The sequence below is a fragment of the Chryseobacterium sp. JV274 genome, from assembly GCF_903969135.1.
GTDB lineage: Bacteria > Bacteroidota > Bacteroidia > Flavobacteriales > Weeksellaceae > Chryseobacterium.
In genome coordinates this window covers 1,550,536-1,564,097 of sequence record NZ_LR824569.1, presented here as the reverse complement: position 1 = coordinate 1,564,097, position 13,562 = coordinate 1,550,536, and the positions used below count along the sequence as shown (strand labels likewise).

The window sequence follows — 13,562 nt, the reverse complement described above, 5'->3', positions numbered from 1 at the left end:
AAATGGAAAATAATAATACACAGGCAGCTGAACCTAAAAAGAAAAAAAGTTTAGTTTTTCCTATCATTTTAGCGGCAGTAGTAATCGGAGGAGGATTCTATGGTTACAGAGCCTTTACTTACGGACAGTATCATGAAGAAACTGACGATGCTCAGATTGCTTCCAATATGTCACCGGTAATTTCTAAAATCTCAGGATATGTAGCTCAGGTAAAAGTAAAAGACAACCAGTTTGTAAAGAAAGGAGATACGTTGGTGATTTTGGATAACAGAGATCAGAAAATGGCTCTTGAACAGGCTCAGGCAGCATTATCTACTGCTAAAAGCAATATTTCAAATGCAGAAGCTACTACAACAGCTACTTCTAAAAATATCGGTTCTTCAGAAGCGGCAGTAGTAACTGCTAATGCTCAGATAGAAGCGGCAAAAGTAAACGTTTGGAAAACTTCTCAGGATTTGAAGAGATATGCTAATCTTGTAAAAGATCATTCTATTACAGAACAGCAATATGAGCAGGCTTTAGCTGCAAAACAATCTGCAGACAGACAGTTACAGGTTTTAGTTGATCAGAGAAATCAAATTGCTCAGCAAACCCATATTGCTTCTTCTCAGACAGCCGCAAGTTCACAACAAATCAGTGTTGCCGGATCTGTTGCTAAGCAAAGAGAAGTAGATGTAGAAAATGCAAAATTGAATTTATCATATACCGTAATTCTTGCTCCTGAAGACGGACATGTAGGAAAAGTGTCTACACAGGCAGGTCAGTATCTGCAGGCAGGATCACAGTTGTTTGCTTTGGTTAAAAACGATCAGAAATGGGTTGTAGCCAACTTTAAAGAAACACAGGTAGATAAAATGGTAGAAGGACAGAAGGTGAAAATCGAGATTGATGCTTTCCCTGATCAGGAATTTGAAGGAGTGGTAAGTTCATTCTCTCCGGCTACAGGAGCTACTTTCTCTATTCTTCCTCCGGATAATGCGAGTGGTAACTTCGTAAAAGTAGTCCAGAGACTTCCTATAAAAATCGATTTTGTAAATCTTGACAAGAATATTGCAAAAAGACTGAGAACAGGAATGAACGTGAAAGCAGAAGTTGCTTTGAAATAACATTTAAAATTGTTGAAAGTCAATGGCGAACTTCGTTGTCAATAGTGAATCAGTTTTTGTAGTCAATTTAAAATAGACTGCTTTATAATTCAGGATTCACTTGTGAAACAAAATTCGCCATTGATTTTTTACATCATAAAAACTTATGCAAGATTCATTAGTAGAATATGGAGCGCGTAGAGTGATCATTACGATTACTGCTATCCTTTGTGCCCTTCTTGAAATTGTAGACTCCACGATTGTCAATGTTGCCTTGAATGAAATGAAGGGGAATCTTGGATCTACACTTTCTGAAGTGGGATGGGTAATTACGGCTTATGCCATTGGTAACGTAATTATAGTACCAATGACGAGCTGGCTTTCCCAGCAGTTTGGACGTAGGAATTACTTTGCGGCATCCATCATTATATTTACCATATTTTCATTTTTATGTGGAAATGCGACCAATATCTGGGAACTCGTGTTCTTCAGATTGATGCAGGGAATCGGTGGGGGAGCCTTATTGGTAACTTCACAGACGATTATTACGGAATCTTATCCGATTGAAAAAAGAAGTATGGCCCAGGCTATTTATGGTCTGGGAGTAATCATTGGTCCTACATTAGGTCCGCCTCTTGGAGGATATATCGTTGACAACTTCAGCTGGCCATATATTTTCTATATTAACATTCCGATTGGAATTGCCGCAACCTTGATGACGCTGCAGTTTGTAAGAAGTCCGAAATATGCCGAAAAACGTAAGGTCTCGGATGTAGATTGGATTGGAATTGGTTTACTGGCGGTAACGGTAGGTTCATTACAGTTCATTCTGGAAAGAGGACATGAAGAAGACTGGTTTGAAAGCGGAATGATCGTAGCCTTCACAGCAGCAGCAATTTTAGGATTTATATTATTCCTCTGGAGGGAACTTACCTTTAAATATCCAATTGTTGAGCTCAGGGTGCTTAAAAACAGCAATTTAAGAATCGGAACCATGATGTCATTCGTGCTTGGATTTGGGCTTTATGGTTCCACATTCATCGTTCCACTGTATACCCAGAGTATTTTAGGGTGGACGGCACTTCAGTCAGGAGCTTTGATGATTCCTGCAGCTTTAACGACGGCCTTCATGATGCCAATCATTGGTAGATTGCTAGCAAAAGGAGCAAAACAGCAGATCCTGGTTTCTTTAGGATTGTTCATCTTCTTTGTCTATAGTTTCTGGGGATATAAAATTCTGACACCGGACACCAGTAAAGATGCATTTTTCTGGATGCTGATTGTAAGAGGAGCAGGATTAGGACTACTGTTTATTCCAATCACCTCTTTGTCCTTAAGTACATTGAAAGGGCAGGAGATTGGTCAGGGAGCAGCCTTTACCGGAATGATGAGACAGCTAGGAGGATCTTTCGGGATTGCAGCAATTACAACTTTTATTGCCAATGCAGGCCAGAAGTACAGGAATAACCTGATTTCCCACCTTGACGAAAACAGTTTTGAGGTCCAGCAAAGACTCGCAGCATTGAAGGCAAGTTTTGTAGCGAAAGGAATGACCCCGGACGCCGCGATGAATGCGGCTTATAAAATGCTCGACATGTCAGTAACCAAGCAGGCAACGGTATTGTCTTACATGGATGTATTTCTTTACCTCGGAATCGTATTCCTGATATGTATTCCGTTTATCTTACTCGTAAAAGAAAGAAAGAGCAAAGAAAAAATAGATTTGAGTGAAGCCATGCACTAAATTTTAATTAAAAACCTTCGATATTTTCGAAGGTTTTTTTTTGTTCATTTCTGTCATAAAAAAATATCAGACAATAACTTTTAGTTTTAATTCTGTTAAACAAAAAATAATATCACTTATTGGAGAGTTTAATTATTTTTTCTAGCTTTACAAGAACAAATGAAAAAATATGAATAGATTCCCTAATCCCTCAAACCCTCTTCAAAAAGGTGTTTTCCCAATAAAGTACCGGATTTTTATCTGAATATCATTTTTAATATCAATTGATTGAGCACTATCATCCACTTTGTTTTTATATTCAATAAAGACAATGTCCTTATTTCTGAAAGCTTTATTAAATATTGTCTTTCGTTTTAATAATTAACTAAACCATGATCTCAACATACTTACAAAATATTAAATATGAATCAAATACAACTGCCGGAAACCTATCTGGCATTATCAGATTTCAGAAAGCATGATGTCTATCTTCCTGAAATGAATCAGGCTCAGATTATTTCAGATTTTTTTCCCGGAACCTTTACAGAACTTACCCAGCGCCTGTCTGATATTACAGGAGCTTTTTATGGTGGAATGCTTAAGCAGATTGGCAGACTTTATGGAGCCGAAGCTATTGAACAGCTTTCCAGTACCTTCATGTATGATCTCGGATCCAGAATGACACTGAGAAATCTTGAAACAAAACCTAATCTGCAGCCCGGTATTCCGGCCGCAGCCAAAATACTGATAGGAGCAATTTTTACATCCAGTCCCGAATATAATTTTGAATTTAAAGAATTAAATGACCACCAATGTGAACTGCTGATCAAAGGAGTAGACCGTTACCATAAAATAACGCAGAGCCTGCAAATCGCTGGCCTGTTGAAATGGCCGGTCATAAAACCATTTTTACAGGGAGTTTGCGATACCCTGGGGCTGGATGTTTTACTTGAAATAAAAGTGCTGAAACTTGACCCGGACAGCTCATGCAGTTATCATATAATGGTCTCAGAGAAATAAGATTCTTCAAAAGCATTTCGCAGATTTTGAAGATTTCGCAGATCTTATTGTAATCAATTTTATCTCAAAATATTAATAAAAGCGGACTAAAGTCCGCTTTTACCATTATAAATTAAGGATCGGCTTTAGCGAGAACATAAAACCCGCACCCCGAATCTTGAAATTTAATCTACTTCATCCTCTCTATCCACTCAATTCCGCTCACATCAATCAGTTTCAGCGCATGAATTTCACTTTTCTGAAGAATATCATCAATATCCAAAGTTACATCAGCCTTTGCTCCCAAGGGAATTACCAAGCTGTGCTTTCCGGGTTTTACTTTGGTGACATAATGATTCTGTATATTTTCTTTAGACAATTCAGAAAGTTCTTGATGATTCAGTGCTTTTAAAATATTTCCATTTTTGTCCAGAATATGGATGCCTATCAGGAAAGAGCCATAAACATCGGCCCCTTCCGTCCTGTAGACTTCAAATTTTAAATCCGAATTAGTATGGGAAATATTTGAAATTTCCAGTTTCGGTTTTACCGATTTATTATGCAGGGTTCCCCATACACCTCCATGGAAATACTGATTGGTAAAAAGAGTCAGCCCGAATATGATAAGCGAACCTGCCAGTACAAGAACTTTTGGTTGTGAGATAGGAAAGTTTCCTGAGCCAAGCCACTGAAACCCTCTTTTTTGAGTGAAGATTTTGTTATTCTTCATGAAATAGTAATCCAGTGAATAAGGACCGCTTCCGGTAAGAAACAGAACAAATCCGCCAGCAACTCCTAAAACTCCTATCTGCCATTCATCAAGACAGGTTGTTCCCAGCCAGCCGGAACCCAATAGAATCCCAAGGGCAAGACTGAAGATGCCGATGCTCATCAGCCGTGTAAATAACCCGAGAATAATGAATAATCCCACAATAGCTTCAATAATAGTGAAAATCATCATGGATCGCTGTAAGGCATCAGGATGGGTGACCAGATATTCAATAATAGGTTTTATACCGAGTGCATTCGGTAAAAAGTGATTGAATTTTTCCCCGATATATCCCTGCTCATCAGGAATAAGCTTGTTTTCGAGGATAAGTCTGCGCCAGAAGGCTGAAAAGTAAGTCCATCCGATCACCATGCGGAGGGATAAAGCATATAATCCGGCCATGTCCGAAGACTGGCTGTTTAGAGTATGTTTCATTGAAATTAATATTGTATTGTAAAAAACTGATTTTTAATTAGGTTAAAAAAGTTTAAACCAGATTAAGCTTCAGTCTTTTAAACAGAATATATTTCGGCGGGCTGTTTCCTGTAGAATGCCCTGAGTATTCATTGAAAAAAATCTTCTCTTCAGCAGAAACCTCTGCAGAAGAATAAAAATTGGAAAAAGAATCTTTGTATTGGCCCTGAATGTTAGCTTTTGAGACTGAAACTCCTGCTGAAGCGGATGCAGCATCACAGCTGGAAGAAAGAGATGAAGTTATCTTTACCTTATTCAGCCCGCTGATATACTGAATATCAAAAATATCAAGAACATTTCTTTTTACAGAACACGGTGATAATGAAAACACCAATACAAGCATCGTAATGACAGCTTTATAGGTTTTCATATGGAGTCCTGAATGGGGCATGGTTACAAAACTACACTTTATTTTAATGTAAGCTTAATAAATTGTAAAAAATCCTCCTGCTGGTCTACAAATAAATAATGGGAACAGTTGTCGATAAGTCTGAAATTTTTCACCCCAACGATATTTTTAAGATCATTCAGCTGTTTTTCTGAAAATATTCCGTCATCCTTGCCATACACTGCAAAAATGGGAATTCCTTTTTTTCGGATGTCTTTTAGAACGGGAGTATTATCCAGATTGTTCAGAGTTTCATTTTTATAGAATTTAAGGGGTGAATCAGGATTTCTTATATTGTTTTTATAAAACTCACCTGCCTTGTATTCGTTTCTCAGCATTTCACTTTTGGGAGTAGGATTGGGCATATCGAAGAAACTCAGCTTACCGGCCATTTCATAACATCTTTTTCTATAGGCCGCAGAATTTTTATCCAGATTTTCTATTTCCGAAATCTCTTTGAGCTGTACAGAATCATTTTTAAAATGTTCTTTTGCCTGTTTTAAAATATGATCATAAGTTTCCTGCTGGGTAAATAAAGCTCCGGCAAGAGTCAGAGAATTTACTTTTTCAGGAAATTGTGAAGTGAATAGAGTCCCGATAATTCCACCGAAACTGTGAGCAAGAATATTTGCTTTTTTAATATGATAAGCTGTGTAAATTCCTTTTAAATCTTCAAAACTTTCTTTAAAAGTCATAGTGGCATTTTCATCTTTTGAACGGCCTTCACCGCGTCTGTCATAGACAATGACATAAAATCCTTTATCAGCCAGCTTTTGAGCTGTAGTTCCTTCAAATAAAGTGGCATTTCCGCTCGGTCCTCCATGAATAAAAATAACAGGAATGTTTTTTGGATTTCCATAGGCTTTAGAATATAGATTCTGTGCATTTAAAACAATAGAACATACAATAAAGATAATAGAAAACAGTGATTTCATGATAGCGTTTTAGGATCCTCTAAACTACTGAATATTCTGTGAGCAGGATAAAATAAATGGAATTATCATTAAATTTAAAAAATAAAAATCACTACTGACGGACAGTTGTCACAAACCTGATTTATTTTTACAACATTATTTAGAATTTAAACAGAATATTGTAATGAGTTATTGTTTAGCAATAGAAGGTATGCAGCCCGAAAGCAGAAAAGAACTGCACAAAAATTATCATGACCACTATTATGGATTTTCAATTCATGATGATAATGAATTGTTTGGAAGGCTGATTCTGGAAATCAACCAGGCAGGCTTAAGCTGGGAAACCGTTCTGAAAAAAGAAGACAGTTTCAGAAAAGCCTATGATCATTTTAATATTCAGAAAATAGCAGCATATACAGAAGAAGACCGCGAAAGACTGTTGAATGACAGCGGAATTATCAGAAATAAATTAAAGGTAAATGCTGCGATTGAAAATGCCAGAACGATTTTAGAGCTTCAGAAAGAATTCGGGTCATTTGAAAAATGGCTGGAACATCATCATCCTAAAACATTGCAGGAATGGATGAAGTTATTCAAAAAAACATTCAAATTCACAGGTGGAGAGATTGTCAACGAATTTCTCATGAGTACCGGATATCTGAAAGGAGCCCATCATGAAACCTGTCCGATACATTCAAAAGTTTTGGCTCAAAAACCTTTGTGGAAGAGAAGTTTGGATCAATAATAAACATAAATTCCTACGGAATGACAGAGTGTGTAAATAATGTCAAACACTTCTTTTTTGTCACTCCGTAGGAATCTCAATCATTCTTTGTAGCTTTATTCACTACTTCTTTATGCTCATTTCCCCATTTTTCAAACTCGAGGATAATGGGTTTCAGCTTGTACCCGATTTCTGTAAGCTCATATTCTACCCTTGGAGGAACTTCGGCAAATACTGTTCTGGTAATGATTTTGTCCTCCTCCAGCCTGCGAAGCTGAAGAGTAAGCATACGCTCTGTAATATTCTGAAGCTTTTTTCTCAGTTCTCCGAATCTCATTTTTCCATTGATCAGATAACAGCAGATAGCCAATGCCCATTGTCCCCCGATAATGTTGGAAGCATAGATTTCCGGACATTCATCAGCAAGCGCTTTTTTATTGGCAAAATTCGTTGAAGTTTCCTTTATTTTAGTCATTACTTACATTTTTTATAGTACCATACAATGGGTGGCTAATGTACAAAATGTAAGTTACGTATCGTAATTTTGTAATAGAAATTTAAACATAATGAAGACTTTAGTAATTATTATCCATCCTGATATTGAAAAATCTGTGATCAATAAAAAATGGACTGACGAATTAAAAAAATATCCTGAAAAATATACGGTTCATCAATTATACGAAGCTTATCCTGATGGAAAAATCAATGTAACTCAGGAGCAGAAGTTGATGGAATCTTATGATAAAATTGTATTTCAGTTTCCTTTTTACTGGTTCAGCAGCCCGCCACTTTTAAAACAATGGTTGGATGAGGTGGTTTTATATGGTTGGGCGTATGGAAGCAACAGTGGTTTCAAGCTTGCAGGAAAGAAAATGTCACTGGCTGTTACTGCTGGAATTGATGAAGAAGGATACAGTACATCCGGAGAGTATAAATATACCATGAAGGAGCTTTTCAGGCCTTATGAATTGACGTTTGATTATATAAAAGCAGATTATAAAGAACCTTTTGTTTACTACGGAATTGAAAGAGATTCTTCCGATGAATGGATCAACAGAAGTGTTCCGATGTATCTGGAGTTTTTGGATGCTTTATAACAGAGTAAAAGTAAAGTTGGACTTTAATTAAATGAGTTCAACTTACTTTTCTATGTATTCAAAAGGTTCTACATTCCAGTCCTGAATATATTTCTTTATTGTATTACTATCAATATTAAAAGGGACATCTTGATATTTCCAGCCTTTTGCGGGAATTTTTAAATCTATAAGATAATTCTCAATAGAATAAATGTCAAGAACTTTTGCATTTTTAGGTTTTATAGAATCAAAAATGATGAGAAATTTATCTCCTTTTTTGTAAGAACAATTTGTTGTTTTATAATATATTTTATTACTAACCTGATAGCTATAATCTGTTCCTACACCATTGTTATTCTTTGGATGCCAATCCGTAATAGCCTCTCCAATTGTATATTTAGGACTTTTGAGCATTTTTTTTACCCATAAATTCTCGTCTACCATGCAGAATATGATCAATCCTAAAGTGAGTACCAAAAGAATAATATGAAATTTTTCAGAGATAAATTTTTTCATGTTCAACTCATATATTTTTCATTGAACTTTTGCAGATCTACTGCCTGTTCCTGAAAATATTCTTTAAATTTATCTGAAAGATTTTTTTCTTTAAACTTTACTATAGTATACCCGCTATCAAAAGCAATAATTTCTAAAATACTTTCCTGAATTAAAAAATGATTAGGTTCCCAAACGATGGAATCTTCAGCAGATAGTTTAGAGATTAATGAAGTATCTGGTACAATATTATTTGGAACAGCGGATATTATCCCCCAAATCATCTGAGTATTGCTTTGATAAAGCTTTTCAAATTCCCGATGATCCAAAACAAAAAAATCTTCATCAAAATTAATGGGAAGTGGCTGTTCAGATATAAAATCCAGATCAGTTAAGATCCAGTGATAAATAGTCAGATCATCCCATATAGGCTTTAAAATTTCCTGAAGATTGGTATGGAATTTTACTTTCTTTGTACTTCTGATAATCCAGTTCATTTATTCTTTATTTAAAATCCTGTTGATTCTTTTCTCTGCTTCTTCCTTTGTAATTCCATTATAAAAATCATGTACAAAAGGATGTTCATAGCTTTGGTGAGGATAAACAAATGGCCTGCCGATTGCATTATTTACCACCACAGTTGTAGGAACGCTTTCCTGAAAATCATAATCCGGAAGATAGGTAGAAAGCCATCCGAAATATTCAGCTTCAAATTCCTTATTATCGTAATTCTCAACATATTCATTATAGCTCTTCTCACTCAATGAAACCCATATTCCATAATCCAGATCTCTGCAGTCATCATTAACTTCCTGCACAAGAACTGTGCGGATAAATCGGTGTGTATTTTCAGGATCTTTGACGACACACAGGTCTGAACTGAGTTCAGCATTTTTTAATTCTTCTTCGGATAAGCAGGAATAAAAATAAGGGTATGAATAGGCTATTGCCGGCCAGTCTTCTTTTTCTTCCCCGCAGCATTGGCAGATGTATTTCATGATTAAATTTGCTTTTCGGCTAAAATACCTAAAAATCCTTATCCCACCGTCGGCGTATCCTCTTCTTTCAGTATTTTCTTCTCTTTCATGGTGAGCATCATGCGTTCATATTTGTATTTTTCCCAGTCGAAACCATTGAGAAAATCAAGGGCTGCCTGGAAACCTCTGTTGAAAAGTTCTTCCTTTTCCTCTTTTTTCATAAAGAAATTCAGCCAGCTGCTGGTACCGCAGTTCACACTCTGTATACTGTATAAACGGTAAAAAGTATGTTTGGTAAGGAAAGTTTTGTCATTAAAACCTTTCAACGTACTGATGATATTTCCGGCATAGCTGAAGGGTGTTTTCATGATTTCTGCACTGGTTTTCCCTCTTTCCGAAAGAATAGCAGAATCACTAGTCAGCTGTACTCCGAAAAGAGGCATTCTTGGATAAAAAACTTCATCGGCATGAAACAGGTCAATAGGAAAGTTGGAAATACTGCCTCCATCAATGAAAACCCCGGCAGGGTTGATATCTTCCGGTTTGGTATTCATCCAATATCTCCAGGCGTATTTTACAGAGCTGTCATCTTTATTGATCTGTTTCTGAAAAGGTTCAAAGAAAAAAGGAACAGCCATAGATGCTCTTACAAATTCCGCCGGGCTGATGTGCTTCAGTTCCTCTTCGGACCAATAGAGATTGGCCATTGTAGGAAGTTCCACCTTAATTTTAGCATTGATATCGGTGGTAATGACAACATATTCAGATTTGAGAAGGTAAAACGGATTGTTTTTATAATAATCATTATTGAGGGCACTTTCATAGAAAATTCGATATCGGGTCTGATCAATATGTTCCTTATTTTTTATTTTAATCTTTTCGATATTCTGCAGAGTCACTATATAATATTCCTGACCGTTTCCATACCGGTAGTTGAGGTTAAGATTCCGTTCTTTCTGAATAAATTTCTCGTTGAGGTGGGCCACCGTTTTGATTCCAAATTGATCCAGTGCATTTTGCATGGTATTCTGGAAAACATTTCCGGGATTGAGACCGCTGTTTTCTTTCCTAAAATTATTATACAGTTTTTGAATGCAGAAAAAGAGAATGACAGCCGGAATCAGAGGAATCAAAAACATCAGTTTGGCATTCAGTATAGTAGCTGAAGAAACCAAAAAAGGAATACTGATCAGGATAATGAACAGGATCGCAGCAATAATGGCATTGATCTTAAAAAAATCCTTATTGTTAAGCATTGCATGCAGCGTCGTTTTTACATAAGTTTTTCCATCCATAAAATCGGAAAAATCCCAGCTGAAAAGGATATCTTTGATAAGCTCACTTTTGGGCTCTTCTTTGGTTTTACAGGCCGCAATGAGCATCGTATTAATGGCTCCGGCACTCGTTCCGGCTACTTTCAGAAAACGGATACCAAATATTTCCAGTCCGTAAAGATAGCCTACCAGTGCACTTCCCCAGACACCACCACCTTCCTGCACAAACTCTATATACTGATTCCCAGACTGATCCAGGAGATCAGAGAATTCTTTGGCAGATATATTCTCATGCAAAGCAGCCAGTTTATCTTTGGAGGCCTGCGAAAGAGAAGAATCTTCCATGATTTTGTTGAGGTTTTCGGAGGTCATGGTATTTTGTCTTGATGGTGTTTGGGTTAAAGGCAAAAAGCAATCAACCGGTTTATATTTTTATCGAAGATAAAATCTTTGCGTCTTTGTGCTTATATAAAAATTAATCACCATTGTTTACGTCTTACATAAATAAACGTACTGATCATGACCGTAGCCATAGCTCCCAGCGTTATAAAATATCCGTATTTATGATGAAGTTCAGGCATATTATCGAAATTCATCCCATAAACCCCGGCAATAAAGGTGATCGGTAAGAAGTAAATAGAATAGATAGCCAGAACTTTCATAACCTGGTTGGCCTTTTGATCCGAAAGTGCCAGGAACATGGAAATAAGGTTGGTGATCTGAATATTCAAGTGATCAAAATCTGCCACTACATCTTTATGTTTATCTTTCAAATCAACAATTTCGGAGTCCTGTAAATTCAATAATTTAAATTTATCAATGGCATCCGTAGAAATCACCAGTACCCGTGAATTCAATCCTGATTTTCGTTTCAGTTTATAAAGGCGGCGGATCTGGCTTGTATGATTGGTGTTTTTAAGGAAAATCTCATTCTCTATATTGTCCATAGTTTCAAACAGACTTAAAGATTCATCATCAAAACTTTTCATGATCAATATAGCAATCATCAGTGTGATCTGCTGAGGATTAAGGTCTTCCTGAATTAAAGAAACTTTCTTCTTGACTTCGGTGATACTTCTGGTTTTCATCCTGTGGATGGTGATAATGGTATTCTCCACCAAAAAAATCCCGATCTTGGTACTGATGTCACTGATGGTATTCAGATTCTTTCTTTCCAGTTCTGTACTTTCACGCAGGAGAAAGAATTTGATATTTCCGTCCTCTTCATATTTGGGAAGGTGGTTGGGGTCCATGGTATCTTCCAGAAGAAGATTATTGATTTCATATCTTTCATGAAGAAATTTCAGGTCTTCTGCAGTAGGAGCCTCTACATCTACCCATTCGCACTGGGAGGTTCTGTATATCGTATCAATTGGCATAAAGTAAAAATACTAATATTTTGAAAAACTATGTGTTAAATAAGTTTTATCTTTGCCAAAATTAAAAAACTATATGATTAAAAGTACAATAAAAGGTGTGGGATTTTATGTTCCAGATAACGTTGTTACAAATGATGATTTAGCAAAACTAATGACGACCAATGATGAATGGATTACGGAAAGAACGGGTATCAAGGAACGCAGACATAGAAAAAACAGGAATGACGCTCAGGAAACTACTGCTTATTTAGCGTTTAAAGCCTCAGAAAAAGCCATTCAGAACGCAGGTCTTACCTCAAAAGATATTGATTTTATTGTTTTTGCAACCCTTTCTCCGGATTACTATTTTCCTGGGAGCGGAGTATTGCTTCAGGATATGTTGGGATGCGATACAATTGGAGCACTGGACGTGAGAAATCAATGTTCGGGATTTGTATATTCTATGAGTGTTGCCAATGCATTTATTAAATCAGGTACTTATAAAAATATTCTTGTTGTAGGAGCGGAGGTTCACTCTTTCGGATTAGATTTTTCTGATGAAGGCAGAGGAGTTTCTGTTATTTTCGGAGATGGAGCAGGAGCAGTTGTACTTTCAGCTTCAGAAGATGAAAATTCAGGAGATATTTTAGCGGTGAATATGCATTCTGAAGGTAAATATGCAGACGAACTTTGTACGCAGTTCCCGGGTTCAAAATTCGGATGGAGTGACAGAATGAGAAAAGAGCCTGAAAATGTAACCAACAAAGAAGTATACCCAATCATGAACGGTAACTTCGTGTTCAAACATGCGGTGACAAGGTTTCCTGAAACGATGATGGAAGCATTGAACAAAGCAGGGAAAACAGTTGAAGATCTAGATATGTTCATTCCGCACCAGGCGAATCTTAGAATTGCTCAGTTTGTACAGGATAAATTCGGATTACCGAATGAAAAAGTCTTTAACAATATTCAGAAATACGGAAATACAACCGCTGCTTCTATTCCTATTGCTTTAAGTGAAGCGATTGAACAAGGGAAAATTAAAAGAGGTGATTTGGTACTTCTTTCAGCTTTCGGAAGCGGATTTACCTGGGGAAGTGTGCTGTTTGAATACTAAGAGAAGAGAGTAAATAGCTTTTGTATCTATAAAACAGAAAGAAAGCTTTATTTTCCACTTATATTACAGCTGAAGACGTGAAAATTCCCATCCTTTGGAGGGGTGGGGAAAATTCAAAGAATTTTTGACGGGGCGGTTGGCAACATCTATTCCCTAAACAATATAAAAAAACCGCAGAACTGCTAAAGT

General features: G+C 36.6%; 15 protein-coding genes. 6 read left to right on the top strand and 9 right to left on the bottom strand.

Annotation, left to right across the window (positions count from 1 at the left end):
• The first annotated feature begins 2 nt into the window (after positions 1-2).
• From CHRYMOREF3P_RS07075 to CHRYMOREF3P_RS07065, 3 genes are all read left to right on the top strand, one after another.
• Positions 3-1,106 (top strand): HlyD family secretion protein, encoded by a 1,104-nt coding sequence (locus tag CHRYMOREF3P_RS07075; protein WP_077418458.1) that lies wholly within the window; start codon positions 3-5, stop codon positions 1,104-1,106.
• Between the two features lie 145 nt (positions 1,107-1,251).
• Complete coding sequence (locus tag CHRYMOREF3P_RS07070) at positions 1,252-2,829, top strand: DHA2 family efflux MFS transporter permease subunit (RefSeq protein WP_077418460.1); 1,578 nt, start codon at positions 1,252-1,254, stop codon at positions 2,827-2,829.
• A gap of 402 nt (positions 2,830-3,231) precedes the next feature.
• Positions 3,232-3,828: a hypothetical protein gene (locus CHRYMOREF3P_RS07065; protein ID WP_077418462.1), complete on the top strand. Its 597-nt coding sequence runs from the start codon at positions 3,232-3,234 to the stop codon at positions 3,826-3,828.
• 169 nt (positions 3,829-3,997) lie between these two features.
• Here CHRYMOREF3P_RS07065 and CHRYMOREF3P_RS07060 read toward each other — a convergent pair whose 3' ends face one another.
• From CHRYMOREF3P_RS07060 to CHRYMOREF3P_RS07050, 3 genes are read right to left on the bottom strand one after another with little or no spacing between them, the layout of a single operon-like run.
• Positions 3,998-5,011, bottom strand: coding sequence for a TQO small subunit DoxD (locus tag CHRYMOREF3P_RS07060; RefSeq protein WP_077418464.1), 1,014 nt, complete (start codon positions 5,009-5,011; stop codon positions 3,998-4,000).
• A 52-nt stretch (positions 5,012-5,063) separates the two neighbouring features.
• Positions 5,064-5,420 carry a hypothetical protein gene (locus CHRYMOREF3P_RS07055; RefSeq protein ID WP_077418466.1) on the bottom strand — a complete coding sequence of 119 codons (357 nt, stop codon included), beginning with the start codon at positions 5,418-5,420 and terminating at the stop codon, positions 5,064-5,066.
• Between the two features lie 38 nt (positions 5,421-5,458).
• Positions 5,459-6,373 (bottom strand): alpha/beta hydrolase, encoded by a 915-nt coding sequence (locus CHRYMOREF3P_RS07050; protein ID WP_077418468.1) that lies wholly within the window; start codon positions 6,371-6,373, stop codon positions 5,459-5,461.
• A 163-nt stretch (positions 6,374-6,536) separates the two neighbouring features.
• Between CHRYMOREF3P_RS07050 and CHRYMOREF3P_RS07045 the strand changes: the two genes are divergently transcribed.
• Entirely contained in the window at positions 6,537-7,097 is a 561-nt protein-coding gene (locus tag CHRYMOREF3P_RS07045) for a DNA-3-methyladenine glycosylase I (RefSeq protein ID WP_180564219.1), read from the top strand.
• A 76-nt stretch (positions 7,098-7,173) separates the two neighbouring features.
• Here CHRYMOREF3P_RS07045 and CHRYMOREF3P_RS07040 read toward each other — a convergent pair whose 3' ends face one another.
• Entirely contained in the window at positions 7,174-7,551 is a 378-nt protein-coding gene (locus tag CHRYMOREF3P_RS07040; RefSeq protein ID WP_077418472.1) for a winged helix-turn-helix transcriptional regulator, read from the bottom strand.
• 91 nt (positions 7,552-7,642) lie between these two features.
• On the opposite strand from CHRYMOREF3P_RS07040, the gene CHRYMOREF3P_RS07035 reads away from it, so the two are divergent.
• On the top strand, positions 7,643-8,173 hold the full coding sequence (locus CHRYMOREF3P_RS07035; RefSeq protein ID WP_180564218.1) for an NAD(P)H-dependent oxidoreductase: 531 nt from the start codon (positions 7,643-7,645) through the stop codon (positions 8,171-8,173).
• Between the two features lie 42 nt (positions 8,174-8,215).
• On the opposite strand, the gene CHRYMOREF3P_RS07030 is transcribed toward CHRYMOREF3P_RS07035, so the two are convergent.
• The 5 genes from CHRYMOREF3P_RS07030 to CHRYMOREF3P_RS07010 all read right to left on the bottom strand — a co-directional run bounded on the left by CHRYMOREF3P_RS07030 (position 8,216) and on the right by CHRYMOREF3P_RS07010 (position 12,277).
• Entirely contained in the window at positions 8,216-8,668 is a 453-nt protein-coding gene (locus tag CHRYMOREF3P_RS07030) for a hypothetical protein (RefSeq protein ID WP_077418477.1), read from the bottom strand.
• Positions 8,669-8,670: 2 nt separating this feature from the next.
• Entirely contained in the window at positions 8,671-9,144 is a 474-nt protein-coding gene (locus CHRYMOREF3P_RS07025; RefSeq protein WP_077418479.1) for a hypothetical protein, read from the bottom strand.
• Positions 9,145-9,645 (bottom strand): DUF2199 domain-containing protein, encoded by a 501-nt coding sequence (locus CHRYMOREF3P_RS07020; protein ID WP_232538979.1) that lies wholly within the window; start codon positions 9,643-9,645, stop codon positions 9,145-9,147.
• A 38-nt stretch (positions 9,646-9,683) separates the two neighbouring features.
• Positions 9,684-11,270 (bottom strand): patatin-like phospholipase family protein, encoded by a 1,587-nt coding sequence (locus CHRYMOREF3P_RS07015; RefSeq protein WP_180564217.1) that lies wholly within the window; start codon positions 11,268-11,270, stop codon positions 9,684-9,686.
• 107 nt (positions 11,271-11,377) lie between these two features.
• Positions 11,378-12,277: a CorA family divalent cation transporter gene (locus CHRYMOREF3P_RS07010; protein ID WP_047387733.1), complete on the bottom strand. Its 900-nt coding sequence runs from the start codon at positions 12,275-12,277 to the stop codon at positions 11,378-11,380.
• Positions 12,278-12,350: 73 nt separating this feature from the next.
• Here CHRYMOREF3P_RS07010 and CHRYMOREF3P_RS07005 point away from each other — a divergent pair, with 73 nt between their 5' ends.
• Positions 12,351-13,373 (top strand): 3-oxoacyl-ACP synthase III family protein, encoded by a 1,023-nt coding sequence (locus CHRYMOREF3P_RS07005; protein WP_077418488.1) that lies wholly within the window; start codon positions 12,351-12,353, stop codon positions 13,371-13,373.
• Positions 13,374-13,562 lie beyond the last annotated feature (189 nt).